The organism is uncultured Litoreibacter sp. (genome assembly GCF_947501785.1).
Lineage (GTDB): Bacteria > Pseudomonadota > Alphaproteobacteria > Rhodobacterales > Rhodobacteraceae > Litoreibacter.
The window spans coordinates 109,622-133,864 of record NZ_CANMXB010000001.1 but is presented as its reverse complement, the minus strand read 5'-3'; the positions used below and the strand labels follow the sequence as shown (position 1 = coordinate 133,864).

Sequence of the window (24,243 nt, the reverse complement as noted above, 5' to 3'; positions counted from 1 at the left end):
ACATATAGGGCCAACAGGGGGAACTACATGCCAGACGGGGCTCTGCCAGTCCTTGATGTGAAAGACTTGAAGACCGTGTTCAAAACCCGCGGGGGTGAGGTTCACGCCGTTAATTCTGTCAGCTTTGACGTCAAACCCGGGGAACTTTTGGGCGTTGTCGGCGAATCCGGCTCCGGCAAATCGGTGACCATGATGTCGCTCATTGGGCTGCTGCCGTCGCCGCCCGCCGATGTGCGTGAAGGGCAGGTCTTGCTGGACGGCGAGGACCTGCTGAAGATCAACCCCAACGATTTGCGCCACGTGCGCGGCGGCAAGATTGGGTTCGTGTTTCAGGACCCGATGACGTCTTTGAACCCGGTGTTCAACGTGGGCTACCAGATCATGGAGCCGCTGCGCATCCATATGGGGATGAACAAGACCGACGCCCGCGCCCGCGCGGTTGAGCTGCTTGAATTGGTGGGCATCCCCGACGCCGCGCGGCGGCTGAAGGACTTCCCACACCAGTTTTCCGGCGGCATGCGACAGCGGGTGATGATCGCGATTGCATTGGCGTGCGACCCCAAGGTGCTGATTGCAGACGAGCCGACAACGGCGCTGGACGTGACCATTCAGGCGCAGATCATCGAGCTGGTCAAAGACCTGCGTGAAAAGCTGGGCATGGCGATTGTCTGGATCACCCATGATCTGGGCGTGATCGCCGGCATCGCCGACCGCGTGATGGTGATGTATGGCGGACAGGTGGTCGAACAGGCCCCCGTGCGCGAACTGTTCGGCAACCCGCAGCACCCCTACACGCGCGCGCTTTTGCAGACCATTCCATCGGTGCGCGGCGAACGCGCCGAGAAACTGAATGTCATCGAAGGCCAGCCGCCGATTTTGGCAGGCGCGCCCGAGGCCTGCCCATTCCGCGACCGCTGCCCGTTCCGCTTTGACCGCTGCAACGACGAAAACCCGCTGCGCCGCGAGGTTGGCCCATCCCATGACGCCGCCTGCCATTTTGATTTCACCACCGGGGGGCCGCATGCCACTCGATAACGCGAAGAAACCGCTGGTCTCGGTAGACCAGCTGAAGATGCACTTCCCGATCTACGGCGGGCTGTTGCGGCGGCGGGTTGGCGAGGTGAAGGCGGTGGACGACATCTCGTTCGACATTCAGGAAGGCGAGACGCTTGGGCTGGTGGGCGAAAGCGGCTGCGGCAAATCCACCGTGGGGCGCGCGCTGCTGCGCCTGTACGAGCTGACCGACGGCACCGTCAAGATTGACGACTACGACATCGCCCATGCCAACCCCGAGCAGCTGCGCAAGATGCGGCCCACCATGCAGATGATTTTCCAGGACCCGCAGGCGTCCCTCAATCCGCGCATGACCGTGGGCGAGATCATTGCGGAACCCCTGCGCGAGCATCTGAAAATGACCAAGCTGCAACGCGAGGACCGGGTGGCCGAGCTGATGGACCAGGTCGGGCTGAACCGCGACTTTGCGAAACGGTACAGCCACGAGTTTTCCGGCGGGCAGCGGCAGCGGATCGGGATTGCCCGCGCGCTTGCGCTGAACCCCAAATTTATCGTCTGCGACGAGCCGATTGCCGCGTTGGACGTGTCCATTCAGGCGCAGGTGGTGAATCTGCTGGAAGAGCTGCAGGACAGCCTTGGGCTGACCTACCTGTTCATCTCGCATGACCTGTCCATGGTGCGCCACATCGCCGACCGCGTCGCCGTCATGTATCTGGGCCGCATCGTCGAACTGGCCCCACGCGACGACATTTACGCCGAGCCGCTGCACCCCTACACCAAAGCGCTGCTGTCAGCCGTGCCGGAACCCGATCCCAGCGTGGAAAGCACCGTGGAACGGGTGATTTTGACGGGCGACGTGCCTTCCCCATCGAACCCGCCCACGGGCTGCAACTTCTGCACCCGCTGCCCGGCGGTCATGGACATTTGCAAACGCGAAGAGCCGGAATTCCGGGAGGTCCTGCCGGGCCGCTTCGTGTCCTGCCACCATTACGACAACGTAAACGAGAGCGCCGTCAAGGCGACAGCCGAGGACTTATGAGCAACCAAACTGGGAGACTACCAATGAAACTAAGAACAGCCCTACTGGGCGCCGCAGCATTGCTGGCGACATCGCCAATGGCATTTGCTGACGGCCATGAAGGCGAACGCGGCCGTGACGGCAACGTTTCCATCATCTATTGGCAAGCGCCATCCATCCTGAACCCGTTCCTGTCAGGCGGCACCAAGGACGTTGAATCCGCCTCGATGATCATCGAGCCGCTGGCCCGCTACAACGAAAATGGCGAACTGGTTGCGTGGCTGGTCGACAGCATTCCAACCGTCGACAATGGCGGCGTGTCCGAGGACCTAACCTCGATCACCTGGAACATCACGCCGGGCATCACCTGGTCGGACGGCACGCCGTTCACCTCAGCCGACGTCAAGTTCACCGCCGACTATTGCATGAACCCCGAAGGCGGCTGCGCGCAGGCGACCAAGTTCGAAGGCGTCACCAATGTGGAAGCCGTGGACGACCTGACCGTCAAAGTGACCTTCGACAAGCCGACCCCGTTCCCATACGGGCCATTTGTCGGCGGCGAGAGCCCGATCCTGCAAGCGGCACAGTTTGCCGATTGTGTGGGTGCCGCGGCCTCCACCTGTACGGAGCAGAACTTCAACCCAATTGGCACCGGCCCGTTCACTGTGACCGAGTTCAAGCCGAATGACGTTATCACCATGGCGGCCAACGAGAACTTCCGCCACGAGGGCAAGCCCGCCTTCGCGTCCGTGACGTTCAAAGGCGGCGGCGACGCAACGGCCGCTGGCCGTGCGGTGATGGAAACCGGCGAGTTTGACTACGCCTGGAACCTGCAGCTGGCCCCCGACGTGATCGCGTCCATGGAAGCTGGCGGCAAAGGCACGCCCGTTGCAGGCTTCGGCCCGCTGGTGGAGCGCATCATGCTCAACAACACCAACCCCGATCCGGCGCTTGGCCCGGATGAGCGCTCTGTCGTGCGCCCGCACCCGTTCCTGGGTGACCCGGCGGTCTACAAAGCCATGTCGCTGGCCATCGACCGCCCACTGCTGGTCGAGATCGGCTACGGCAAAGCCGGCAAGGTCGGCTGTAACTGGGTGCCTGCGCCTGCGGCTTTCGCATCCGACACGTTTGACTGCGCCACGCAAGATATCGCCGGTGCGAACGCAATGTTGGACGAAGCGGGCATCACCGACACCAATGGTGATGGCGTGCGTGAGAAGGACGGTGTGCCTTTGAAAGTGGTCTACCAGACCTCCACCAACGCGGTGCGTCAGGACTTCCAGGCCCTGATCAAGCAGTGGTGGTCGGAAATCGGCATCGAAGCTGAGCTGCGCAACATCGACGCGTCGGTCTTCTTCGGCGGCGACGCGGCGTCGCCAGACACATTCCAGAAGTTCTACGCGGATGTGGAAATGTACGCCAACACCTTCAACGGCACCGACCCGCAGTCCTATCTGGGCAACGGCCTGTGCGACAAGGCGCCTTCGCCAGCCACGCAGTGGCAGGGTGAAAACATCTCGCGCTTCTGTAACGAAGAGTTTGATGCGCTGCACAAAGAGCTGACATCGACCGCCGGCCTTGAGGCCCGCGCCGAGATCGGCAAACGCCTGAACGACATCATCGTTGAAAACGGCGGCATGATCCCGCTGGTTCACCGCGGTCGTCTGTCTGCCCATGCCAACTCGCTGGGCGGCGTGGTGCTGAACGTCTGGGATTCCGAGCTGTGGAATGTCGCAGACTGGTACCGCATCGGCGAATAAGCCTGCGTTGAAAACAACCGGTAAGGCGGGGTTAACCCCGCCCTACCCCTCAATCTAAAGACCTGAACCGAGGCGTCTGCCATGCTCACCTACACGATCCGCCGGTTGATCCTGACGATCCCGACGCTTCTGTTCATCTCTTTCATCATCTTCCTGATTGTGAAGCTGAGCCCGTCCGACCCGACCTCGAACCTGCCGCTGACCATCCCCTCGGACGTCCGCGAGAAGATCCGCGAGGCGCTGGGCGTCAACGAACCGCTGCCGGTGCAATATTTTCTCTGGCTCAAACAGTTCTTCTGGCTGGAGCCGCGCATCGCGCTGGAGGGCTGGTTTGGCTGGGATCTCGGCACCGAAGGCGAGGTGCGCCTGATCTCCTACCAGACCCGCTCCCCCGTCATGGACCTGATCTGGCAGCGCATGCCGCAGACCTTGTGGGTGGTAGGCACGGCCTATGTCGTGGGCATCCTCCTGGCCGTGCCCATCGGCATCTATTCGGCCTACAAACAATATTCGATCTTCGACCAGTTCGGCACGTTCATCTCGATGGTGGGCTTTTCGGTGCCGCCCTTCTTCTCCGGCGTGCTGGTGATCGTGATCTTCTCGGTGATGATCCCCAATGACAGCTTCTGGTGGCTGCCGTCGATCTACGACACCACCCACCGCGTCGTGGATTGGGAAAGCTTCAAATACCAGTTCCGACAGATGATCATGCCGGTCATGGTGCTGGCGTTGCAGATCACCGCGCAGATCTCGCGCTTTGCGCGCGCCTCCATGCTGGACAATCTGGGGCAGGATTATGTGCGCACCGCGCGGGCCAAGGGCGTGCGCGAACGGTCGGTGGTGATGCTGCATGTGCTGCGCAACTCGATGATCCCCGTTGTCACCGTCATCGCGCTGGGTATCCCCGGCATTTTCGGCGGCGCCATCATCACCGAGCAGGTGTTCAAGGTGAACGGGCTGGGCCAGCTGCTGATCATCGCCATTCAGGGCGGCGACGTGCCGACGGTGCAGACGCTGACCTTCATCTTCGCCATCCTGATCGTGCTCTTCAACCTTGTGGCGGACGTGCTCTACGGCCTGCTGGACCCGAGGATTCGCTATGACTGATACACCCGCGGAAACACCAGCCGAAATTCGCAAACCCGCCCGCAGCCAATGGTGGGACGTCTGGGACCAGTTCAAGTCCCACAAGGGCGCGATGCTGGGCGCGATCTTCTTTGCCATCATCCTGTTCGGGGTGATCTTCGGCCCGATGCTGTGGCCCTATGACGCCACCACCATCGACATCCGATCCCGCAACCAGGGTCCCAGCTGGGGCCACCCGATGGGCACCGACCAGCTGGGCCGCGACACCTTTGCCCGCGTTATGGAGGGTGGTCGCGTGTCCCTCGCCGTGGGGCTGACGGCGATGTTCATCGCCTTGCTACTGGGCACGCTGATCGGCGTGTTGGCTGGCTATTTCAAGCGGTTGGACGGGCTGCTGATGCGCACCACCGACCTGTTTCTGGCGCTGCCGCTGCTGCCCCTTCTGCTGGTTATCATCATGTTGTTCCGGGAAACGCTGTCGGCGAGATTTGGCCCCGAGGGCGGCATCTTCATCCTGATGGTGTCGGCCATCGGCATCACCTCGTGGATGCAGACGGCGCGCATCGTGCGCGGCGACGTGCTGTCGCTGAAAGAACGCGAATTCGTGCTGGCCGCCCGGTCCATAGGCACGCCAAACCGGCGCATGATCACGCGCCACGTGCTGCCCAATGTGCTGTCGCCGATCATGGTGTCGGCCACTTTGGGCATCGCCACGGCGATCATCACGGAATCCGCGCTCAGCTTCCTCGGCCTTGGCTTCCCGCCCGACTTCCCGACCTGGGGACGCCTGCTGCGCGACGGCACCGACTTCCTGCAGCAATACCCCGAACGCGCCATCTGGCCGGGGCTGATGATTTCGCTGACGGTGTTGGGGGTGAACTATATGGGCGACGGGCTGCGCGACGCATTGGACCCGCGCATTCGGGGGCGGTAGGCGCAGAGTTTCACCGAAACTCTGCCTCCAAACTCTCTTCGAGAGTTTGGCCCCCACGCAAAATTTGCGCTCAGCCGCGCATCTTTTTCATGACCATGCCGACGACCATCTGCACGACCATGCCGGCCACGCCGCCGCCAACCAGATTGCCGGCCATAGCGCCGATATCCATGCCTGCGCCGGCATCACCGGCCGCCCCGCCAAGCAAACCGCCCAGCAACTGACCGCCCACAACGCCGCCCGCGCCGCCGGCTATCAGGTTGCCAATGCCGCCCATGCTGGAGCCCTGATTAACCTTGCCGCCGGCGGTCCCGCCGATTGCGCCACCGATCACCTGTGCCAGAATATTTTCCATGTGTCTCTCCGTCCCTTGTTGGGATGCCTGTTCCGACATCCGCCTAAATATTGTGCAATTAGGGACCCTACTGTCAATATCTATGAAAAAACGGGGAAAATGGGGGGTTTGCTCCCCATATTGGTGGTCTATTCCATCTTGTCGCGGATGCGGCGCACCATCCACCAGACGCCCAGGATCACCACCGGCGTCAGAAGTGCCGCCAGCACCAGCTTGGACAGACCCGCCGCGTCGCCCACGGGCTGCGCCATGTAGAGCGCCAGGTTGACCGCGTAGTAGCTGATTGCCACCACGGAAAGCCCCTCGACCGTCTTTTGCAGCCGCAGCTGCAGGTCGGCGCGTTTGTCCATGCTTTCCAGCAGGCTTTGGTTCTGGGCGGAGCGTTCCACATCCACCCGCGTCCGCAGCAAATCGCTTGCGCGCGACGCCCGCGACGACATGGACGCAATCCGCCGCTCCGTGGCCTTCACGGTGCGCATGGCCGGATCAAAGCGGCGCATCATAAATTCGGCGAAGGTCTGCAGGCCGCGAAAGCGTTCCTCCCTCAGGATCTCGATGCGCTGGTTGACCAGCGTCTCATACGCCCCGGTGGCGGCAAAGCGGTAGGCAGCCTTAGCTGACAGGGCCTCCAACTCGGACGACACTTGCAGCAGGCTATCAAGGGTGTTGTCCGCAGGCGCGGTGCCCCCTGCCATCTGACCGGTCATCTGCCCCATAATGTGCGTCAGCGTCTCGTCGATGCCCGTCAACGAACCGCCCATCGACCGCACACGGCTCAGGCCCAGCATGGACATGGACTTGTAGGTCTCGATCTCGCACAGGCGCTGCACGACGCGGCCCAACCTGCGCGGGCCACACTCGTCGCCTACAAAGACGGCAAAGCGCATATGCCCGCTTGCATCAATGCGGAAGTCGCCCGCGATGACGACGCTGTCATCCAGCACCCGGCTACAAGCCAGACTTTCGGGCACGAACCAGTCGCCCAGCGTGTCAAAGACCTTGTCGTCGCCCGGGTGCTTTTCGACCCGCACCAAGGCAGAGGTCATCCGCACGCCCGGCGCGTCATCCAGCCAGTCTTCGGGGAACGCGGCAAATGTTGTCCCGTCAAAGGGCCGGTCCGCCACGCCGTCGCCAAACAGGGTGTAGGTCACAAATTCGGTATGGCTCTCCCATTTCAGCTCGTACCGGCCCAGCTGGCCGAACCAATGTGTGGCGCCGGGCTGAGGGTGCGGCGCGCCGTACCGGTCCAGCAGGGTCAGCAGATGCGCCCGGTCCAGATCCCGGTCCCGCGCCGAGGCGTCAACCTCTTGTTTTATCGCCAGAAAAGCGGCGTGGCATGGGGCCGTCAGGGAGGGGAACGGTCGCGCGTGCAGCTCATTCGCCAAAGCATAGCGCAGCGGGTGATCTTCAACAGGTGGCATCGGCATGACTTTCTTGACCTAGGGGCAACCTAGTCATGCCTCGCCCAAAGTAAAGAAAAATATAATAATATCCGTGAGTTAGAGGTGTGCAATTGTATACCGACCCAGCGCACCGCGAGGCGGGTGCGCTGGGCTGGGGTCATTCCGACGCGTTGTTACGAATGATCCGGCGCCACGAGCGACGCTCCCAGCGGTTCACGAAGTTGGGGCTGTCCAACCCCCTGCGGTCCCGTCGGCTTTCGCGGCGGTCAATCCGGTCCTCGATCAGGTCGCGCGGGCCATTATTGGTTTGCCGGTCAATCCGGTCTTCGCGCCGGTCGATACGGTCCTCGATCCGGTCAAGCACGTCGCCCTTTGCCGCGTAGACCGGCGCCGCTTGGGACAGCGCCAAAGTGGTGGCCGTCGCGATTAAAGTCAGGGTCTTCATGTCAGGTCTCCTCTCGATTGATGGTGTCTATCAAACGGGAGGGATGCCGGTTTCCGTCGCCCTTCTCAGGATCGGCCACATGTTTCGAGATCGCGTTGATCCTGCTTTCGCCATGGCCGACCCCTAATCTTAGATCAGGTTTCGCCTTGCAGCTTGTCCTGGGTCTGGGTGTCAAAATCACCCGCGTCATGCCGCTCGTGCAGCTGACCTTCAAGCGGGCCGAAGGTTTTGTTCACCATGGCTCCGCGCTTATAGGCAGGGCGGTTTGACACCAGCTCGTACCAGCGGAACACGTTCTTGTAGATGCCCACGTCGAGGAACTCCCCCGCATCGTAGCTTTCGCCAGCGACGGTGCGTCCGTACCACGGGCAGGTGGCCATGTCGGCGATGGTGTAGGTATCGCCCGCCAGATACTCGTTCTCCGCCAGATGCCGATCCAACACGTCCAGCTGGCGCTTGGCCTCCATCGTGAAACGGTCGATCGGGTATTCCATCTTGTAGGGCGCGTAGGCGTAGAAATGGCCGAAGCCGCCGCCCAGATAAGGGGCCGATCCCTGCAGCCAGAACAGCCAGTTCATGGTCTCGGTGCGGGTCTTCAGGTCGGTCGGCAGGAAGGCGTTGCCGAATTTTTCCGCCAGATAAAACAGGATCGAGGCGCTCTCGAACACCCGCGTCTTGGTTTCGGTGTCATACATGGCGGGGATCTTGGAGTTCGGGTTGATCTCCACAAAGCCCGACCCGAATTGATGCCCCTCGCCGATGCGGATCAGCCAGGCGTCATATTCCGCGCCCGTGTGGCCCGCGGCCAGCAGCTCTTCGAGCATGACGGTGACTTTGACGCCGTTCGGCGTGGCAAGGCTGTAAAGCTGCAGCGGGTGCTTGCCGACGGGCAATTCCTTGTCATGGGTGGCGCCCGCAATGGGGCGGTTCAGCTTGGCCCATTCGCCGCCGTTTTCAGCTTCCCACTTCCAGACCTTCGGGGGGGTGTATTCATCTTTCATGGCGCAATTCTCCTTTGCCCTTAACAGATAGCCCCGGCGCTGGATGTTCAAACGAAAAACGCCTGCGACTATTGCCGCAGGCGCGTAGGCGTTGTGTTGTGACGCACTTTACTTGTTGGTCACTCTTACCAACTTGGTCCAGCGCGGCGTTCCGCCGCTGACTCTTTCCTCATATTTGAGGAAGTTCCCGGTGGTAAACTCCACCTTGTAGACATGGTTGTAGTCCTCGTTGATCCGAGTGTCGGACGTCAACAGGTTACCGCCGTCATACCAATAGCGCTTCTTCCACTTGCCGTTGTATTTCGGGTGACCCTTATACGTGTAGATGCATTCGCCGATCGCGTCCCCGCATTTCGTGGAGAACCGCACGGTATAGCTGTTGTCATACTTGATCGAATGCAGCCGGCCCTGAGCGTTGTAAACATAGGTGCGAATGAAGTTTTCCTTCACGCTCTCCTTGCGTACCCGGTGATACTTACCGCTCTTGCCCAAGTAGGTAAGGCTGTAGTCCCGGCCGTTGTTGCGCTCGTAGTGAAACGTCGTTCCAACCGCGACCTCCGAAAACCGCTTATCGAAACTCTGGCCGAGAACCGCAGTGGTCATCATCGCCAGTGACAAAAGAATATACTTAAACATCGGTTCCAAAATCCTTTCCAAGGTAACCGCATTGGCCAAATAATTGCGCCAACAAAACTCACTTTCCTAGGTGCATCATGGACGGGATTCGACCGGATAACAACTGGCCTAAGCGCATAGTTCTCAAGTTTGGTGATAGGTGCAAAACGCGCGCCCGGAATGCCCCCGGGCGCGCCTTGAGCCTAGTCGATCTTCGGCAGCAGCGTATCCAAAGACGCTTTCGCGTCGCCATAGAACATCCGCGTGTTGTCCTTGAAGAACAGCGGGTTCTCGATGCCGGAATAACCGGTCCCCTGCCCCCGTTTGGAGACAAACACCTGCTTGGCCTTCCAGCATTCCAGGACCGGCATGCCGGCGATGGGCGAGTTCGGATCGTCCTGCGCCGCCGGGTTCACGATGTCATTGGACCCGATCACGATGGCAACGTCCGTGTCAGGGAAGTCCTCGTTGATCTCGTCCATCTCCATCACGATGTCATAGGGCACTTTGGCCTCCGCCAAGAGCACGTTCATGTGGCCCGGCAGACGGCCTGCCACAGGGTGGATGGCAAAACGCACGTTCTTACCCTGCGCGCGCAGCTTGCGCACCAGTTCAGCCACTGCCGTTTGCGCCTGCGCCACGGCCATGCCGTAGCCCGGGATGATGATGACGCTATCCGCTTCGTTCAACGCTGTCGCCACGCCGTCGGCGTCAATGGCAACCTGTTCGCCTTCCACGGCCATCTGCTCGCCCGCCGGGCCGCCGAAGCCGCCCAGAATGACGGAGATGAACGACCGGTTCATCGCCTTGCACATGATGTAGGACAGGATCGCACCAGAGGAGCCAACCAGCGCGCCGACCACGATCAACAGATCGTTGCCCAGCGAGAAGCCAATCGCCGCCGCCGCCCAGCCGGAGTAGCTGTTCAGCATCGACACCACCACCGGCATATCCGCGCCGCCAATGCCCATGATCAGGTGGTAGCCGATGAACAGCGCCGCCAAGGTCATGATGAAGAGCGGGAAGAAGCCGCCGGTGTTGAAGTACCAGATCAGGCAGATCAGCGACAAAGCCGCCGCGCCCGCGTTCAGCATATGGCCGCCCGGCAGCTTTTCAGCCGCCGAGTTCACCTTGCCCGCCAGCTTGCCGTAGGCAATGACGGAGCCGGTGAAGGTCACCGCACCGATGAAGATGCCTAGGAACAGCTCGACCCGCAGGATCGATACCTCGACCCCTGTTTTCTTGGCCAAAAGGGCTGCGAAGGTGCCCAGGTCATTGAGCTGGTCGCCTGATAGCCCCATCACGCGGTTCAATTCAAAATGCGCGATGAAGCCCACGAAGACGGCCGCAAGGCCCACCAGCGAGTGCATCGCCGCGACCAGTTCCGGCATCTGGGTCATCTGCACCCGCGTCGCCAGTTGGTAGCCGATCATGCCGCCAAGGGCGATCAGCACGACCGAGAACAGCCAATAGCCCGAGCCCGGCCCGATCAAGGTCGCAAGCACGGCCAAAGCCATACCGGCGATGCCGTACCACACCGCGCGTTTGGCGCTTTCTTGCCCCGACAAGCCGCCAAGCGACAGGATGAAGAGGACCGCTGCGACCACATAAGCCGCTGTTGTAAATCCGAATTCCATGATCCCTACCCCTTACGACTTCTGGAACATGGCGAGCATGCGCCGTGTCACGAGAAAGCCACCGAAAATGTTGATGCCGGTCATAAACACCGACGCCGCCGCGAGCAGGACCACCAGGAAGGACCCCGACCCGATCTGGGTCAACGCGCCCAAAATGATGATCGAGGAGATCGCGTTGGTCACCGCCATCAAGGGCGTGTGCAGCGAGTGGGCGACGTTCCAGATCACCTGGAAGCCCACGAACACCGCCAGCACAAAGACAATGAAATGCTGCATGAAGCTGGCCGGGGCCACGAGGCCCACGGCCAATAGCAGCGCCGCGCCAATGGCGATCAGCGTCACTTGGGTTTTGGTCTCTTGCTTGAAGGCCGCCACTTCATTGGCGCGGACTTCTTCGGGGGTCAGCTCCTTGGGCTTTTCCTTCGCAGGCTGCGCCGCGATTGCCGCCACCTTGGGCGGTGGGGGTGGCCATGTGACCTTTTTCTTATGCGTCACGGTCGCGCCGCGGATCACGTCGTCTTCCATGTCGTGCTTGATCTTGCCGTCCTTCTCAGGCGTCAGATCAGCGATCATGTGGCGGATGTTGTTGGCATAAAGCGACGAGGCCTGCGCGCCCATCCGGCTTGGGAAATCGGTGTAGCCAATGATGGTGACGCCATTGTCGGTGACGATCTTCTCGTCCATGACGGTCAGCTTGCAGTTGCCGCCCTTCTCCGCCGCGAGGTCCACGATGACGGAGCCGGGTTTCATGGCTTTCACCATGTCCTCGGTCCACAGCTCGGGCGCCTCACGGTTCGGGATCAGCGCCGTGGTGATGACGATATCGACCTCGGGGGCCAGTTCGCGGAATTTGGCAAGCTGGGCTTCACGGAATTCAGGGGAAGAGACGGCGGCGTAACCCCCTGTTGCCGCGCCGTCTTGCGCTTCCTCCTCGAAATCGAGGAAGACAAATTCCGCGCCCATGGATTCGACCTGCTCCGCCACTTCGGGGCGCACGTCGAAGGCGTATGTGATGGCACCAAGCGAGGTCGCCGTGCCGATAGCAGCAAGACCCGCAACACCCGCGCCAACGACCAGAACTTTGGCAGGCGGGACCTTACCGGCGGCGGTCACCTGACCGGTGAAGAAGCGGCCAAAATTGTTGCCCGCCTCGATCACCGCGCGGTAGCCCGCGATATTGGCCATGGAGGACAGCGCGTCCATCTTCTGGGCGCGGCTGATGCGCGGCACCATTTCCATGGCAATCACCGTAGCACCAGCATCGGCGGCGGCTTTCATGCCTTTTTCGTTGGCAGCTGGATTGAAGAATGAGATCAGTGTCTTGCCAGAGACCAGCTTCTTTTGTTCGGTGGTCGTGGGCTGGCGTACTTTGACAATAACGTCGGCGGCCTTCCACAGCGCCGTGGCGGATTTCACGACCTCAACGCCCGCATCTTTGTAAGCTTTGTCTGAGAACCCTGCGGCAGCACCCGCTTTGGATTCGATCACGCATTCGTGGCCTAGCTTTTGCAGCAGAACCGCGCTTTCAGGTGTCATCGCGACCCTGTTTTCACCGGCAAATGTCTCTTTGGGTGCCCCGATTTTCATGTGGCCCTCCTTTTGTGGCTCAAATGAAATGTAACTCGCAGAACTCTGCTCTTATCCTTGGCGTCCCGAAACGTAAAGCGCGACGATAGGTAAAGTAACAAAATGTCGCAAGTGTGCCTTTGTATGCAATTTTATGTCTCTCTGGATTTGCGCGGCTGTTGGGGTAATCTGACGTGGAAATAGGAGGTTGCATGCATTTATCGGGCAAACATGCGTTCATCACCGGCGGCGGCACCGGCATCGGGCTGGCCATTGCGCAAAGCCTTGCTGCGCAAGGCGCATCGGTCACCATCACCGGACGGCGGATTGACGTGCTCAAAGACGCTGCGGCGTCTTTTGGCGGGTTGCCACTGGCATTGGATGTGACTGACCCCGATGCCACTGCGTCGGTGGTTGAGGCCGCGATTGCGCAGAACGGGCCCGTTCAAATTTGCGTGCCCAATGCCGGGATTGCCGAGGGCAAATCCATCTCCAAGATGGATTTGGCGTTCTGGCGGCGGACGATGGCCACGAATCTGGATGGGGCGATGTTGACGATACAGGCCTGCCTGCCCTCGATGCTGACGACCGATTGGGGCCGCGTGATTGCCGTGTCCTCGATTGCTGGGGTGCGCGGGTTGCGGGGTGCGCCGGCATACTCGGCTTCAAAGCATGGGCTGATCGGGCTCATTCGCGGCTTGTCGGAGGATTACATGGGCGGGCCTTACACGTTCAACGCGCTGTGCCCGGGCTATGTCGACACCCCGATTGTGACCCGCAACACCGACGACATCGCGGCGCGGGCGGGCATGTCCAAGGAGGACGCGCTGGGCACGATGGTGCGGTCCAACCGCCATAAGCGACTGATAGAGGCCAGCGAGATTGGTGAGGCCGCAGCCTGGCTGTGCGGCGCAGGCTCTGGAAGCGTCAACGGACAAACCATTGAAATTGCGGGCGGACAGGTCTGAGCCATGACGGTCCGCGCCTACAGTTTGGACGATGCAGAGGCGACCTACCGCGTCTTCTTTGACGCCGTCCGGCTGGGTGCAAAGACCCGCTACACCACCGAGCAACGCACCGCCTGGGTGCCGGATGAACGGATGCCGGACAGCTGGCCGGACAAACTGGCGCGCGACACCACCTTCGTCTCTGAGGAAGACGGCCGCATCACCGGCTTCATGCAGTTGCTGGAACTGTCGCATGTCGACATGGCCTATGTGGCCCCGGACAAGATGGGGACCGGCACGGCCTCGGACCTATATGACAAGATCGAAGCGGAGGCCCGCAAGCAAGGGTTCACCATGATGACCACCGAGGCGAGCCACCTGGCGAAATCTTTTTTCGCCAAACAAGGCTGGCAAGTGGAGGCGGCACAGGTGGTCACCCGCAACGGTGTCGAGATCCCCAATTTTCGGATGTTCAAGGACCTGTGATGCGGGGCGGTGGAAATTTCTTAAAGTAAGAAATTTGAAGAATTTTCGCCGAAAATTCTTCCGCCTCCGGCGGGCATATTTGGGGCAGAAAGAAACCTAGACGGCGAACCTTTCGGTCAGCTGTTTCACCCTTTGCCCGTAGGCCCGCGCGCTTTGCAAATCCCCTTGCGGCATACCCCCAGGCCCCGCGATTGCCATGACCCCACCATTGGCCCCAGTCCAGTTGGTGGCCGTGTCGGTGTTGGTCCGGCTTGGCGGCGAGTTTTGCCCCAACGACACCCAGATCATCCCATGCTGGTTGGCCAGCGTGATGAAATAGGACAGGCACTCGCCTTTATCGCCATTGGTCGACCCTGACGTGGTGAATCCCCCCGCCAGCTTGTCCTGCCAGTCGCGGTTGTACCACCGCTCGCCCGTCGCATCCGCGAAGCGTTTGAACTGCCATGCGGGGCCGCCCATATAAGTGGGGCTGCCGAACAGAATCGTGTCGGCATCGTCCAGCGCGTCCCACATCTTCTTCTTGGTTTCGCCGTCATGGGGAAGCGTCCACAGACGCGCATCGGCGGCCTCGGCGATGATTTCCGCCAATTCGGTGGTCTTGCCGGTGCCGGAGTAGCTGACGATTTCGATATTTGGCATGCGGCCCCCATTTTCCTCAGAGAACAAGGGGCGCGTCAAATTTTCAACCCTATTCGGCGGCGCTCAGCACGCCTCGGTCGATCTGGTCCTGCTCGATCGCTTCGAACAACGCTTTGAAGTTGCCCTCCCCAAAGCCGTCATCGCCTTTGCGCTGGATAAATTCAAAGAAGATCGGGCCGATCACCGTTTTGGAAAAGATTTGTAGCAGGATACGCGTCTCGCCCCCGCCGACCACGCCTTCGCCGTCAATCAGGATGCCGTGTTTTTTCATCTTCTCGATGGGTTCTTCATGGCCTTTGACCCGCGTTTTGGAGAGCGGGTAGTAGGTTTCGGGCGGGGCGGGCATGAATTTGACGCCGTTCTCAGCGATCTGGTCGGTGGCCGCGTAGATGTCCTTGGCGCCGACCGCGATATGCTGGATGCCCTCGCCATTGTAGCGCTTCAGGTATTCAACGATTTGCCCAGTCTCGCCGCGATCCTCGTTGATCGGGATACGGATGCGGCCGCAAGGGGACGTCAGCGCGCGCGACAGCAGCCCCGAATGTTTGCCCTCGATATCGAAGAACCGGATTTCCTTGAAGCCGAACAGGTCGCCGTAGAAACGGAACCAGACGTCCATATTGCCCTTGTGCACATTATGCGTCAGGTGGTCGAGATAGTGGAAGCCCACGCCCTCGGGATGGGTTTTGCTGACCCAGTTGAATTCGGCGTTATAGGGGTTCGCCTCGTAATACTGGTCGATGAAATAGATCAGCGAGCCACCGATGCCCACGATGGCGGGCACGTCCATGGTTTTGCCAGTGCCCTCGTAGGGTGTCGCGCCTTTGGCGACCGCGTGCTTGAACGCATGCTCCGCGTCGACAACGCGCCACGCCATGGCGGGGGCGCAGGGCCCGTGTTCCTCAACGAAATTCAGCGCGTGGCTGCCGGGCTCGTTGTTGAGCACATAGGTGATGTCGCCCTGCTGCCAGAGCGCGATCGCCTTGGTCTTATGTGTCGCAGTGTGGATGTAGCCCATGCGCGCGAAGGTCTCGCGCAGCATGTCCGGGTCGGGATGGGCAAATTCTACGAATTCGAACCCGTCAGTGCCGGCCGGGTTGGCCTCAGAAATGGTGGATTTCGGGGCGTCGTGCGGGAAAGGGCCCATGGGGAATACTCCTGTGACTGCATGTTGGGTGCATCATACCGCTTGAGGGGCGCACATTGTGCGCATTCTCATGGCCGTTAGCGAAAAATATGCTATTCTTCAGTCATCATTTACGACATTCACGCGAGATTTCCGCATGGACACCTTAGACAAGACCGACTTGCGCATCGTGGATGCGCTGCAGACCGACGCTCATATGACGTCCCAACAATTAGCCGAGGTGCTGAACCTCTCGCCCAGCCAGGCGGGGCGACGCAAACAGCGGCTGGAGCAGGACGGCTACATCACCGGCTACGTGGCGCGCCCCGACCCCGCCAAACTGGGGCTGACCGTGCAGGCCTTTGTGCAGGTGCAGACCGCGACCCACACGCCTGAGACGCATCAGGCGTTTCTGAGCCTCACCCGCCGCCAGCCCGAAATTATTGCGGCCTGGACCCTGACCGGCGACGCCGACTACCTGCTGCGCGTGATTTGCGAGGATCTGGCGGCGCTGAACCGGCTTGTGCAGGACATTTTGCTGCCCCATCCGGCGGTGGGCCGGGTGCAGAGCCAGATCGTGATGGACCAGATCAAGGCGGACAGCCCGCTTCCCACGAAACCGTGAGTTGAACTCCCCGTGAGCGCGCCGCAGGGTGCGATCCTCAAACAAAAAGGAGTTTTCGATATGTGTGATATCTGTGTGATGAATTCCGTCAAAGAAAAGATGCTGTCCCGTCGGTCCTTTTTCAAAGGCGCAGCACTGACCGGGGCGGCAGCAATGGCCTCGACCATTTCCGCCCCGCCCGCGCTGGCCGCCGGGCACGGAACCGTGGAGGACCTGACGCACACGCTGAGCGAAGACTTCCCGACATATTTCGGCGCGCCCGGCTACAGCGCCGAGCAGACGTTCAAATTCGCCGATAACGGCTTCAACCTGCTCAACCTCGCCATCAACGAACATACCGGCACCCATATCGACGCGCCGCTGCATTTTTCGGCGGACGGGTTGTCGGTGGATGAGATCGAGGTGTCCAATCTGGTGGCCCCGCTCTGCGTGATCGACATCGCGGCGAAGGCGGCGGAAGACGTGGACGCCCAGGTGACGCCGGACGACATTCAGGCCTGGATTGACGCCAATGGCGACATCCCCGCCCATGCCTGCGTTGCGATGCATTCGGGATGGGGGGCGAAAACCGGTGGCGACGAGTATCGCGGCTTTGACGGCACCGCGCAGCATTACCCCGGCTTCCATGTGGAGGCCGCGCAGATGCTGCTGGAAACCGGTGCCGGGTCCATCGCGTCAGACACGCTGTCGCTTGATCATGGCATATCGGCCGACTTCGCGACCCATTACGCGTGGTTGCCCACCGGTCGTTTCGGGATCGAGAACCTTGCCAATCTGGACCGGGTCCCCGCAGCCGGAGCCACGTTGATCATCGGCGCGCCCAAGCATCGCGGCGGGACCGGCGGCCCTGCGCGCATCTTCGCGATGGTTTAGATCAGGGGCTAGCGCTTCTGGTAGTAAGTTAGCGCCGCGCAAATAACATGGGTGGTGGCCCTCGGGTCGCCACCCAGCACCAACGCACGATTGCCGGAAAATTCGGCGACGCCGCCGAACAGCTCGCGGGCTTGATCAATAATCGTGGTCTGGCAATGCACGAAGAGCGCGGCCTTGCCGCCCAGCAAGCCCAGCCGGATCGTGGTGCCGGATTTCTTCGGCGGCACAACAGACGGTTGGCCCCATTTCAGGGTTTCTTCCAACGGGCCTACGCCGAGCCGCGCAGCCTCTGCGTAGATCAGGTCGCGGGCCTCCAGTAGCGTCGCGGCTTCGGCCTCCGGCATGTCGTCGAAAACTGCGGGCAAAGTGGTCAGGGTCATATCAAGCATCATGCGCTCCTAAGCTGGGATATGCCAAGCCTAGCGCAGGTGCTTTTCACAAATCTTGCTCAAGTTAGCCGTCGCTCACGCCAGCTTCGGCGAAGGTCGCCATGCCGGAATGGCAGGCCACGGCCCCTTTCAGCACACCAATGGCCAATGCGCCGCCCGACCCCTCGCCCAAACGCAGCCCGAGGGAGAGGAGCGGCTCTTTGCCCAACCCATCAAGCATCTTCTGATGCGCGCCTTCGGCGGACAGATGCCCCGCAACCGCATGATCCAACGCGCCTTTTTGCGCCTTCTCCAACACCGCAGCCGCCGCCGTGCAGATGAACCCGTCGAGGATCACCGGAATGCCATGCTGCCGCGCCGCCGCAATTGCGCCCGCCATGGCCGCCAATTCGCGGCCACCAAGGCAGCGTAACGCCTGCAACGGGTCAGTCGTGTCATGCAGCGCCAAGCCTTCGGCCACCACGCGGGTTTTGATCGCAAGCCCCGCGTCGTCCACGCCCGTGCCACGCCCGGTCCAGTCGCCCGCCTCACCGCCAAACAGCGCGCAGCCAATGGCCGCCGCCGATGTTGTGTTGCCGATCCCCATCTCGCCGGTGACAAGCAAATCCGCCTTCGGGTTCACCGCGTCCCAGCCGGTGCGCAGCGCGATGACACAATCCGTTTCGGACATCGCGGGCTCAACTGTGAAGTCCTGCGTGGGGCGGTCCAGCTCCAACGCATGCACATCCATCTTGGCCCCGAACGCCTTGGACAGCTGGTTGATCGCCGCCCCGCCATGTTCAAAGTTGATCACCATCTGCGCCGTGACTTCTGACGGGAAGGCGGACACGCCCTGCGCGGTGACGCCGTGGTTGCCCGCAAAGATGATCACCTGCGGGGCGTCGATGCTGGGCTTCGGGTTGCCGCGCCACGACGCGTACCAGATCGCCAGTTCCTCCAAGCGGCCCAACGCGCCCGGCGGCTTGGTCAGCTGCCCGTTGCGGTCTTGGGCGCCAGCCAATGCGGCGGCATCCGGCCCGCTTTGGGCGGCGAGCACCGTTTGAAAGTCTGCAAGGGTGGAAAACGGAGCGGTCATCGGCGGGCCATCTGTTTGAGATTGTGTTCCCAGCCCTTCTAGCCGTAGCGTGTCCCGACCTAAAGACCCTGCACGCCCCGGAGTGGCCCAAAACCGACATGCCCTTGCCCTCGCCCAAGATTCTGGTGAACGATCTCAAAATCGCGCTGAACCTTCTGACCCGACTGCCGGTGCCTGCGGCCGATTGGTCCGACAAAGACCGCCCCTCCGCCCAAGCTGCATGGGCCTACCCCATCGTGGGGCTGGTGGTCGCTGCTTTGGCCACAGTTTTGGCCATGGTTGCCCTATGGTTGGGCGTCCCCGCGCCAGTTGCTGCGCTGATCTTCATGGCCAGCCTCGTGATGAGCACAGGTGCCATGCATGAAGACGGGCTGGCGGATTGCGCCGACGGTTTCTGGGGCGGCTGGGAGAAGGCGCGCCGCTTGGAGATCATGAAAGACAGCGCCATCGGCACCTACGGCGTACTGGCGTTGATACTTGTCTCGGCTGCGCGGTGGACGCTTTGCACACAACTGCTGGCTGGCGGCGCAGTCTGGGCGATGCTTCTGGCACCCGTAGTCTCGCGCGCAGCCATGGTGCAGGTGATGGCGACCTTGCCAAATGCGCGCGATGGAGGGCTCTCCGCAGACACAGGAAGGCCGGAGCAGGAGGTGATGTTTGCCGCGCTTAGCATCGCAGCAATCGCGGCTTTGCTGGTCACAGGGCTAAGTGCAATTTGGGTATTGGCCACCGCCGCCTTGGCAGTTTTTGCCTTGCGCCAACTGGCGAAATCAAAAATCGACGGCCAAACCGGCGACGTCCTAGGCGCGACCCAGCAAGTGACCGAAGCCGCAGTACTGATCGCCCTCGTCGCAACGCTGTAGAAACGCAAAACGCCGCCCCTTGAAGGAGCGGCGCTTGCAGATGTTTCGAAAGGCTTAAGCCGCGGAACGGCTGATCAACACGTCGTCGATTTCCTTCATCGCCGACGGCTCGTCATTGCCCTGCACGACCGCGATTTCACGGGTCAGACGCTCCAAAGCGGCTTCATAAAGCTGACGCTCGGAATAGCTCTGCTCACGCTGGTCGCCGTGGCGATGCAGATCACGCACCACTTCGGCAATGGCAATTAGGTCGCCCGAGTTGATCTTCTGCTCATATTCCTGCGCCCGACGCGACCACATGGCGCGCTTCACGCGGGCTTTGCCTTTCAGCGTCTTGAAGGCCTGGCCAACCAGGTCTGGCGAAGACAGCGGGCGCATGCCCACTTCCAGCGCTTTGTGCGTTGGAACGCGCAGGGTCATCTTGTCCTTTTCAAAGGCCACAACAAACAGCTCCAACTCGATGCCTGCGACTTCCTGCGTCTCAATGCTGACAACCTTGCCGACGCCATGGGCTGGATACACCACGAATTCGTTCGGGCTGAAGTCTTGCTTCTTCTTGCTCATAAATACTCACTTTCACAGCAAATCGGACAGGGCCGGTGGAAAGCCCCCCGGTCACATCCGAATTCATTTTCATATGGTTAAGCGCTGGTTTCTCCCCGCTCCGAAAGGCGGCCTGGCGCTGTCATCCTTGACGTATACATAGCACAAAAACGCCCCCCCTTAAAGGGCGGCGCGGCTCATACCACGTTGAGTATCTCTAAATGGGGGGCCAAACGCCCGAATCAGCCGCCCTCGCCCGCATTTTCGGAGAACAGCTCCATCTTGCCCACTTTGCCGTCCATTTCGTCGGCGGTGGGCAGCGGGTCCTTTTTGGTGATGATGACCGGCCATTTCTCGGAATATTTGCGGTTGAACTCCACCCATTTGTCCATGTCCGGCTCAGTATCCGGGCGGATGGCATCAGCGGGGCATTCCGGTTCGCAGACGCCGCAATCGATGCATTCATCGGGGTGGATCACCAGCATGTTCTCCCCCTCGTAGAAGCAGTCCACGGGGCATACTTCGACGCAGTCGGTGTATTTGCAGGCGATGCAGGCGTCATTGACGATATAGGTCATGGGGTTTGTCCGAGTAAATCTGTTGGCAGTGTCGTAATCCGCAATCAGGCATCATTCAAGCGGGGGCTTGTGCGAAAGGTCCAGGGTGCGGCGATCTTTCTTGGTGGGGCGACCTTTTCCCCAAGGGGTGACGGTGCGCGGAACTTTCTCCTCAAACACGGTCTTGTCATGGTACAAACCTTGCGCCTCAGATGCCGGTCCGCGTCTTGAGCCGCATTCAACTACGACCACAACACGCGTTTGTGTTCCTTGCGGGAAGGTAATCCCATCCCCTTCGCCCACCTGAAAGGCCGGTTTGGCAATCTTGGTCGCATTCACCCGCACATTGCCCGCCTTCACGACGGAGGCCGCCAGCGTGCGCGTCTTGAAAAACCGCGCCTGCCACAGCCATTTGTCCAACCTTATGGTCTCGCGCGCGTCAGACATGCTTCTTTCTGCCGGAAATATGCTGGGAGGATGCCCGCGTGGCGGAGGGCAAAGCCCTCCAAGAACGCAAAAACATCACTTGCGCGCAGCGCCCATTTGGATCCCGCCGGATCAGTCTTTCTTCAGCCCCATCAGGGCTGCCGCAAACGGGTTGTCGGGATCGATGGCTTTTTCTTTCTTCGGAGGGCGGGCCTTAAAGCTTTGCGCCTTGGTGTCGCGCGGAGCCCCTTTGCTTTTCGGCTTTCCGCGAGGCTTACCGCCGTCTTTGCGCGGCGGGCGCTGGGGCTTCGCCCCGCGATTGCCGCCCCATTTGAAGGTGTAGAACACCTCCATCTCCGGTGCTGCGTCCTCGGCAGGTGCTTCCGCTTCCGGGGCTGCTTCGCCTTCCGGCTTGGCCTCCTCGACGGGCTTCTCGGCGACCACCTTGACCTTCACCCGTTCGCCCTTCTCGGCCTTGTAGCCCAGACCACCCATCAGGTCGGCAAACTGCTCCAGCGTCATACCGGTGATCGACAGCATGTCGGGTTTGGCCTCAAACCCGCCGCGCGAATCCTCGGTGCGCAACTGGTCCGCCAGGCGTTCCAGCATGTCGATCCGGATGGCCCGCTCGCCAGCCAGGCGGTAGCCTGCGTTGGTGTAATACCCGTCAGGCGCGTCCTTGACCGCTGGCACGGTGACCAGACCGGGGGGCGGGGCTTCGGGGAATTCCGACAAGCCCTGCTGCAGCGACCACAGCACCAGACGCAGGCGCGTCGGCGCGGGCTTCAACAGCAAAGGCATGAAGATGGTGAATTGGCCGAACCGGATGCCGTGCTTGCGCAACGCGCCGCGCGCGTCTTGGTCCAAGGCCTTCACGTCATTCGCAACCACGTCACGCGGGATCACGCCCAACGCCTCCGACATCTGGAAGGCAAAGCCCTTGGCCAGCCCGGTCAGCGTCTCGTCGCCGGACATGGCGATCATCGGTTCAAAGGCCGCCGCGATCTTGCGGTCGATGAAATGCTGTAGACGGCGTTTGACCTTTTCGGCCACATCGGCACCGGCCTCGTCATCGACAAAAGGCTCGACCGTTGGCTTGAGCGGGTCGTCGCCCTTGGCGAGCTTGCCCACCGCCATGTCGCCCCACATCAGGCCGCCTTGTTCGGTGAAATCCATTTCGGTGTCCGGCGCGTTGTAGAACTTGTCGGCCCGCAGGTTGAAATGCGGGGCAAGGGCTGCGACCGCCGCCTGTTTCAACGTCTTCGCCTCGTCCGAGGAACTGGTATCCGCCTGCTTGAAGCGGAACCCGTCCAGCTTGCCGATCAGCTCGCCCTCAACGGTGACTTCACCGGTCTCATTCACGTCAGCCACAAGGCTCTCCTTCTGCTTCAACCGCCGCAACAACACGGATGTGCGCCGGTCGACAAATCTTTGGGTCAGCGCGCCATGCAGCGCATCCGACAGGCGGTCTTCTACCGCACGGGTTTCCCCGCGCCAATGGCTTTCGTCAACAACCCAGCCTTTGCGCTGCGCCACATAGGTCCATGTGCGGATATAGGCCAATCGTTTCGACAATGTGTCAATGTCGCCGTCACTGCGGTCAATCCGGGCCATTTGGCGGGCCATATAGTCGTTTGGCACTTGGCCCTTGTCATGCAGATAGCCGTAGATGACTTCCAACATGCCCGCATGTTCGCCGCTCGAAATCCCCCGAAAATCCGGGATACGGCAGACATCCCACAGCAGTTTGACATCCTGCGGCGTTGAGGTGCGCGCCGTGACATCCGTCATCTGCGACAGCGCTTTCAGCGCGGTCAGATCGTCGGCGTCGCGGGCACGTGACAACCATTCATCATCGGTGCGCATCTCCAAGGACCGGATCAGCCGGTCGATGGAGCCGTATTCTAGCCGGTCATTGCGCCATTGCAGCTTTTTGACGGGCAGGAACTTCGACTCCGTGATCGCCGTGACGACCGCCTCGTCCAGAGGTCGCGCCTCGCCGGTGACGCCGAATGTGCCGGGCTGCATGTAGCGCCCTGCCCGGCCTGCAATCTGCGCCAGCTCGTTGGGCTGCAAAGGCCGCATCCGGCGACCGTCGAATTTGGTCAGCGACGACAGGGCCACATGGTCGATATCGAGGTTCAGCCCCATGCCGATGGCGTCCGTGGCCACCAGATAATCGACGTCGCCGTTTTGGTACATCTCGACCTGCGCGTTGCGCGTCCGAGGCGACAGCGCGCCCATCACCACCGCGCAGCCGCCCTTTTGGCGGCGGATCAGTTCCGCAATGGCATAGACGTTTTCAACTGAGAAGCCGACAATGGCCGAGCGCGCTTTCAGGCGGCTGACCTTCTTGGAGCCGGTATAGCTCAGCTCCGAAAACCGCTCCCGCTTCAGAAACTGCGCCTTGGGCTCCATCGCCGCAATCGCGCTGCGCATCGTGTCGGCCCCCATGAACAGCGTCTCGTGCAGCCCGCGAGAGGTCAGCAGTCGCTGGGTAAATACATGGCCGCGTTCGGGGTCCGCGCAAAGCTGGATCTCGTCGATACCCACAAAATCGGCCCCCATCCCTTCGGGCATGGCCTCGACGGTGCAAACCCAATAGGCCGCGCGCTCTGGCACGATACGTTCCTCGCCCGTGACCAAGGCCACCACTGATGGGCCGCGCAGGGCCACGATGCGGTCGTAAACTTCGCGCGCCAGCAGGCGCAGCGGCAGGCCGATCACACCGGTGCGGTGCGACAGCATGCGTTCAATGGCGTAATGGGTTTTGCCGGTGTTGGTCGGTCCCAGGACCGCCGTCACCCGTGCGTTGCCAGTCATGCGTGGGCAAGGCTTCGCTGGTTGGGGCCGAAATTGG

At 61.2% G+C, this 24,243-nt stretch carries 25 protein-coding genes; 10 read left to right on the top strand and 15 right to left on the bottom strand.

Going from position 1 to position 24,243, the window contains the following annotated elements; genetic code table 11:
- The first annotated feature begins 27 nt into the window (after nt 1-27).
- The 5 genes from Q0899_RS00680 to Q0899_RS00660 all read left to right on the top strand — a co-directional run bounded on the left by Q0899_RS00680 (nt 28) and on the right by Q0899_RS00660 (nt 5,812).
- Nucleotides 28-1,035 (top strand): ABC transporter ATP-binding protein, encoded by a 1,008-nt coding sequence (locus tag Q0899_RS00680; RefSeq protein WP_298292714.1) that lies wholly within the window; start codon nt 28-30, stop codon nt 1,033-1,035.
- Complete coding sequence (locus Q0899_RS00675) at nt 1,022-2,053, top strand: oligopeptide/dipeptide ABC transporter ATP-binding protein (RefSeq protein ID WP_299190735.1); 1,032 nt, start codon at nt 1,022-1,024, stop codon at nt 2,051-2,053. Before Q0899_RS00680 ends, Q0899_RS00675 begins: the two co-directional genes overlap by 14 nt.
- A 23-nt stretch (nt 2,054-2,076) precedes the next feature.
- Complete coding sequence (locus Q0899_RS00670; RefSeq protein ID WP_298292718.1) at nt 2,077-3,792, top strand: peptide ABC transporter substrate-binding protein; 1,716 nt, start codon at nt 2,077-2,079, stop codon at nt 3,790-3,792.
- A gap of 81 nt (nt 3,793-3,873) precedes the next feature.
- Nucleotides 3,874-4,899, top strand: coding sequence for an ABC transporter permease (locus Q0899_RS00665; RefSeq protein ID WP_298292721.1), 1,026 nt, complete (start codon nt 3,874-3,876; stop codon nt 4,897-4,899).
- A complete protein-coding gene (locus Q0899_RS00660) occupies nt 4,892-5,812 on the top strand; it encodes an ABC transporter permease (protein WP_298292723.1) in 921 nt (306 codons plus the stop codon). Before Q0899_RS00665 ends, Q0899_RS00660 begins: the two co-directional genes overlap by 8 nt.
- A gap of 70 nt (nt 5,813-5,882) precedes the next feature.
- On the opposite strand, the gene Q0899_RS00655 is transcribed toward Q0899_RS00660, so the two are convergent.
- From Q0899_RS00655 to Q0899_RS00625, 7 genes are all read right to left on the bottom strand, one after another.
- The gene (locus Q0899_RS00655; RefSeq protein WP_298292725.1) at nt 5,883-6,167 is read right to left on the bottom strand and encodes a hypothetical protein; all 285 of its coding nucleotides are present in this window, start codon (nt 6,165-6,167) and stop codon (nt 5,883-5,885) included.
- Nucleotides 6,168-6,295: 128 nt separating this feature from the next.
- Nucleotides 6,296-7,588, bottom strand: a complete 1,293-nt coding sequence (locus Q0899_RS00650) for a DUF3422 family protein (protein WP_299195164.1) — start codon at nt 7,586-7,588, stop codon at nt 6,296-6,298.
- A 139-nt stretch (nt 7,589-7,727) separates the two neighbouring features.
- Nucleotides 7,728-8,015: a hypothetical protein gene (locus Q0899_RS00645; RefSeq protein ID WP_298292727.1), complete on the bottom strand. Its 288-nt coding sequence runs from the start codon at nt 8,013-8,015 to the stop codon at nt 7,728-7,730.
- Nucleotides 8,016-8,149: 134 nt separating this feature from the next.
- Nucleotides 8,150-9,016, bottom strand: a complete 867-nt coding sequence (gene yghU, locus Q0899_RS00640) for a glutathione-dependent disulfide-bond oxidoreductase (RefSeq protein WP_299190732.1) — start codon at nt 9,014-9,016, stop codon at nt 8,150-8,152.
- Between the two features lie 108 nt (nt 9,017-9,124).
- Complete coding sequence (locus Q0899_RS00635) at nt 9,125-9,652, bottom strand: hypothetical protein (protein ID WP_298292731.1); 528 nt, start codon at nt 9,650-9,652, stop codon at nt 9,125-9,127.
- A 182-nt stretch (nt 9,653-9,834) separates the two neighbouring features.
- Nucleotides 9,835-11,268, bottom strand: coding sequence for an NAD(P)(+) transhydrogenase (Re/Si-specific) subunit beta (locus tag Q0899_RS00630; protein WP_299190730.1), 1,434 nt, complete (start codon nt 11,266-11,268; stop codon nt 9,835-9,837).
- Between the two features lie 12 nt (nt 11,269-11,280).
- Complete coding sequence (locus tag Q0899_RS00625) at nt 11,281-12,855, bottom strand: Re/Si-specific NAD(P)(+) transhydrogenase subunit alpha (protein ID WP_298292735.1); 1,575 nt, start codon at nt 12,853-12,855, stop codon at nt 11,281-11,283.
- 191 nt (nt 12,856-13,046) lie between these two features.
- Between Q0899_RS00625 and Q0899_RS00620 the strand changes: the two genes are divergently transcribed.
- A complete protein-coding gene (locus Q0899_RS00620; RefSeq protein ID WP_298292738.1) occupies nt 13,047-13,802 on the top strand; it encodes an SDR family NAD(P)-dependent oxidoreductase in 756 nt (251 codons plus the stop codon).
- A 3-nt stretch (nt 13,803-13,805) separates the two neighbouring features.
- Nucleotides 13,806-14,267: a GNAT family N-acetyltransferase gene (locus Q0899_RS00615; protein ID WP_298292740.1), complete on the top strand. Its 462-nt coding sequence runs from the start codon at nt 13,806-13,808 to the stop codon at nt 14,265-14,267.
- Nucleotides 14,268-14,363: 96 nt separating this feature from the next.
- On the opposite strand, the gene Q0899_RS00610 is transcribed toward Q0899_RS00615, so the two are convergent.
- Together Q0899_RS00610 and hppD are read right to left on the bottom strand one after the other, a co-directional pair.
- A complete protein-coding gene (locus tag Q0899_RS00610) occupies nt 14,364-14,906 on the bottom strand; it encodes a flavodoxin family protein (protein ID WP_299190727.1) in 543 nt (180 codons plus the stop codon).
- A gap of 49 nt (nt 14,907-14,955) precedes the next feature.
- Entirely contained in the window at nt 14,956-16,053 is a 1,098-nt protein-coding gene (gene hppD, locus Q0899_RS00605) for a 4-hydroxyphenylpyruvate dioxygenase (RefSeq protein ID WP_299190725.1), read from the bottom strand.
- 136 nt (nt 16,054-16,189) lie between these two features.
- Here hppD and Q0899_RS00600 point away from each other — a divergent pair, with 136 nt between their 5' ends.
- On the top strand, nt 16,190-16,657 hold the full coding sequence (locus Q0899_RS00600) for an Lrp/AsnC family transcriptional regulator (RefSeq protein WP_298292745.1): 468 nt from the start codon (nt 16,190-16,192) through the stop codon (nt 16,655-16,657).
- A 60-nt stretch (nt 16,658-16,717) separates the two neighbouring features.
- Nucleotides 16,718-17,530 (top strand): cyclase family protein, encoded by an 813-nt coding sequence (locus tag Q0899_RS00595; protein WP_299190723.1) that lies wholly within the window; start codon nt 16,718-16,720, stop codon nt 17,528-17,530.
- 8 nt (nt 17,531-17,538) lie between these two features.
- Here the strand turns inward: Q0899_RS00595 and Q0899_RS00590 are convergent, their stop codons facing one another.
- Complete coding sequence (locus Q0899_RS00590; protein ID WP_299190721.1) at nt 17,539-17,919, bottom strand: DUF1801 domain-containing protein; 381 nt, start codon at nt 17,917-17,919, stop codon at nt 17,539-17,541.
- Between the two features lie 64 nt (nt 17,920-17,983).
- Entirely contained in the window at nt 17,984-18,994 is a 1,011-nt protein-coding gene (cobT, locus tag Q0899_RS00585) for a nicotinate-nucleotide--dimethylbenzimidazole phosphoribosyltransferase (RefSeq protein ID WP_299190719.1), read from the bottom strand.
- A gap of 98 nt (nt 18,995-19,092) precedes the next feature.
- Here cobT and cobS point away from each other — a divergent pair, with 98 nt between their 5' ends.
- On the top strand, nt 19,093-19,857 hold the full coding sequence (cobS, locus tag Q0899_RS00580) for an adenosylcobinamide-GDP ribazoletransferase (protein ID WP_299190717.1): 765 nt from the start codon (nt 19,093-19,095) through the stop codon (nt 19,855-19,857).
- A 54-nt stretch (nt 19,858-19,911) separates the two neighbouring features.
- Here cobS and Q0899_RS00575 read toward each other — a convergent pair whose 3' ends face one another.
- The 4 genes from Q0899_RS00575 to Q0899_RS00560 all read right to left on the bottom strand — a co-directional run bounded on the left by Q0899_RS00575 (nt 19,912) and on the right by Q0899_RS00560 (nt 24,206).
- Nucleotides 19,912-20,421, bottom strand: a complete 510-nt coding sequence (locus tag Q0899_RS00575; protein ID WP_298292754.1) for a CarD family transcriptional regulator — start codon at nt 20,419-20,421, stop codon at nt 19,912-19,914.
- A 221-nt stretch (nt 20,422-20,642) separates the two neighbouring features.
- Nucleotides 20,643-20,978: a ferredoxin FdxA gene (fdxA, locus tag Q0899_RS00570; protein ID WP_298292756.1), complete on the bottom strand. Its 336-nt coding sequence runs from the start codon at nt 20,976-20,978 to the stop codon at nt 20,643-20,645.
- Between the two features lie 51 nt (nt 20,979-21,029).
- Nucleotides 21,030-21,404, bottom strand: coding sequence for an RNA-binding S4 domain-containing protein (locus Q0899_RS00565; RefSeq protein ID WP_299190714.1), 375 nt, complete (start codon nt 21,402-21,404; stop codon nt 21,030-21,032).
- A 111-nt stretch (nt 21,405-21,515) separates the two neighbouring features.
- Nucleotides 21,516-24,206, bottom strand: a complete 2,691-nt coding sequence (locus Q0899_RS00560) for a helicase-related protein (RefSeq protein ID WP_299190712.1) — start codon at nt 24,204-24,206, stop codon at nt 21,516-21,518.
- Between the last annotated feature and the right edge of the window lie 37 nt (nt 24,207-24,243).

Excerpts from the sequence above, each read along its gene's own strand:
- Q0899_RS00680 (WP_298292714.1), top strand. The coding sequence starts at position 28 with ATGCCAGACGGGGCTCTGCCAGTCCTTGATGTGAAAGACTTGAAGACC.
- Q0899_RS00675 (WP_299190735.1), top strand. The coding sequence starts at position 1,022 with ATGCCACTCGATAACGCGAAGAAACCGCTGGTCTCGGTAGACCAGCTG.
- Q0899_RS00670 (WP_298292718.1), top strand. The coding sequence starts at position 2,077 with ATGAAACTAAGAACAGCCCTACTGGGCGCCGCAGCATTGCTGGCGACA.
- Q0899_RS00665 (WP_298292721.1), top strand. The coding sequence starts at position 3,874 with ATGCTCACCTACACGATCCGCCGGTTGATCCTGACGATCCCGACGCTT.
- Q0899_RS00660 (WP_298292723.1), top strand. The coding sequence starts at position 4,892 with ATGACTGATACACCCGCGGAAACACCAGCCGAAATTCGCAAACCCGCC.
- Q0899_RS00655 (WP_298292725.1), bottom strand. The coding sequence starts at position 6,167 with ATGGAAAATATTCTGGCACAGGTGATCGGTGGCGCAATCGGCGGGACC.
- Q0899_RS00650 (WP_299195164.1), bottom strand. The coding sequence starts at position 7,588 with ATGCCACCTGTTGAAGATCACCCGCTGCGCTATGCTTTGGCGAATGAG.
- Q0899_RS00645 (WP_298292727.1), bottom strand. The coding sequence starts at position 8,015 with ATGAAGACCCTGACTTTAATCGCGACGGCCACCACTTTGGCGCTGTCC.
- yghU (WP_299190732.1), bottom strand. The coding sequence starts at position 9,016 with ATGAAAGATGAATACACCCCCCCGAAGGTCTGGAAGTGGGAAGCTGAA.
- Q0899_RS00635 (WP_298292731.1), bottom strand. The coding sequence starts at position 9,652 with ATGTTTAAGTATATTCTTTTGTCACTGGCGATGATGACCACTGCGGTT.
- Q0899_RS00630 (WP_299190730.1), bottom strand. The coding sequence starts at position 11,268 with ATGGAATTCGGATTTACAACAGCGGCTTATGTGGTCGCAGCGGTCCTC.
- Q0899_RS00625 (WP_298292735.1), bottom strand. The coding sequence starts at position 12,855 with ATGAAAATCGGGGCACCCAAAGAGACATTTGCCGGTGAAAACAGGGTC.
- Q0899_RS00620 (WP_298292738.1), top strand. The coding sequence starts at position 13,047 with ATGCATTTATCGGGCAAACATGCGTTCATCACCGGCGGCGGCACCGGC.
- Q0899_RS00615 (WP_298292740.1), top strand. The coding sequence starts at position 13,806 with ATGACGGTCCGCGCCTACAGTTTGGACGATGCAGAGGCGACCTACCGC.
- Q0899_RS00610 (WP_299190727.1), bottom strand. The coding sequence starts at position 14,906 with ATGCCAAATATCGAAATCGTCAGCTACTCCGGCACCGGCAAGACCACC.
- hppD (WP_299190725.1), bottom strand. The coding sequence starts at position 16,053 with ATGGGCCCTTTCCCGCACGACGCCCCGAAATCCACCATTTCTGAGGCC.
- Q0899_RS00600 (WP_298292745.1), top strand. The coding sequence starts at position 16,190 with ATGGACACCTTAGACAAGACCGACTTGCGCATCGTGGATGCGCTGCAG.
- Q0899_RS00595 (WP_299190723.1), top strand. The coding sequence starts at position 16,718 with ATGTGTGATATCTGTGTGATGAATTCCGTCAAAGAAAAGATGCTGTCC.
- Q0899_RS00590 (WP_299190721.1), bottom strand. The coding sequence starts at position 17,919 with ATGCTTGATATGACCCTGACCACTTTGCCCGCAGTTTTCGACGACATG.
- cobT (WP_299190719.1), bottom strand. The coding sequence starts at position 18,994 with ATGACCGCTCCGTTTTCCACCCTTGCAGACTTTCAAACGGTGCTCGCC.
- cobS (WP_299190717.1), top strand. The coding sequence starts at position 19,093 with ATGCCCTTGCCCTCGCCCAAGATTCTGGTGAACGATCTCAAAATCGCG.
- Q0899_RS00575 (WP_298292754.1), bottom strand. The coding sequence starts at position 20,421 with ATGAGCAAGAAGAAGCAAGACTTCAGCCCGAACGAATTCGTGGTGTAT.
- fdxA (WP_298292756.1), bottom strand. The coding sequence starts at position 20,978 with ATGACCTATATCGTCAATGACGCCTGCATCGCCTGCAAATACACCGAC.
- Q0899_RS00565 (WP_299190714.1), bottom strand. The coding sequence starts at position 21,404 with ATGTCTGACGCGCGCGAGACCATAAGGTTGGACAAATGGCTGTGGCAG.
- Q0899_RS00560 (WP_299190712.1), bottom strand. The coding sequence starts at position 24,206 with ATGACTGGCAACGCACGGGTGACGGCGGTCCTGGGACCGACCAACACC.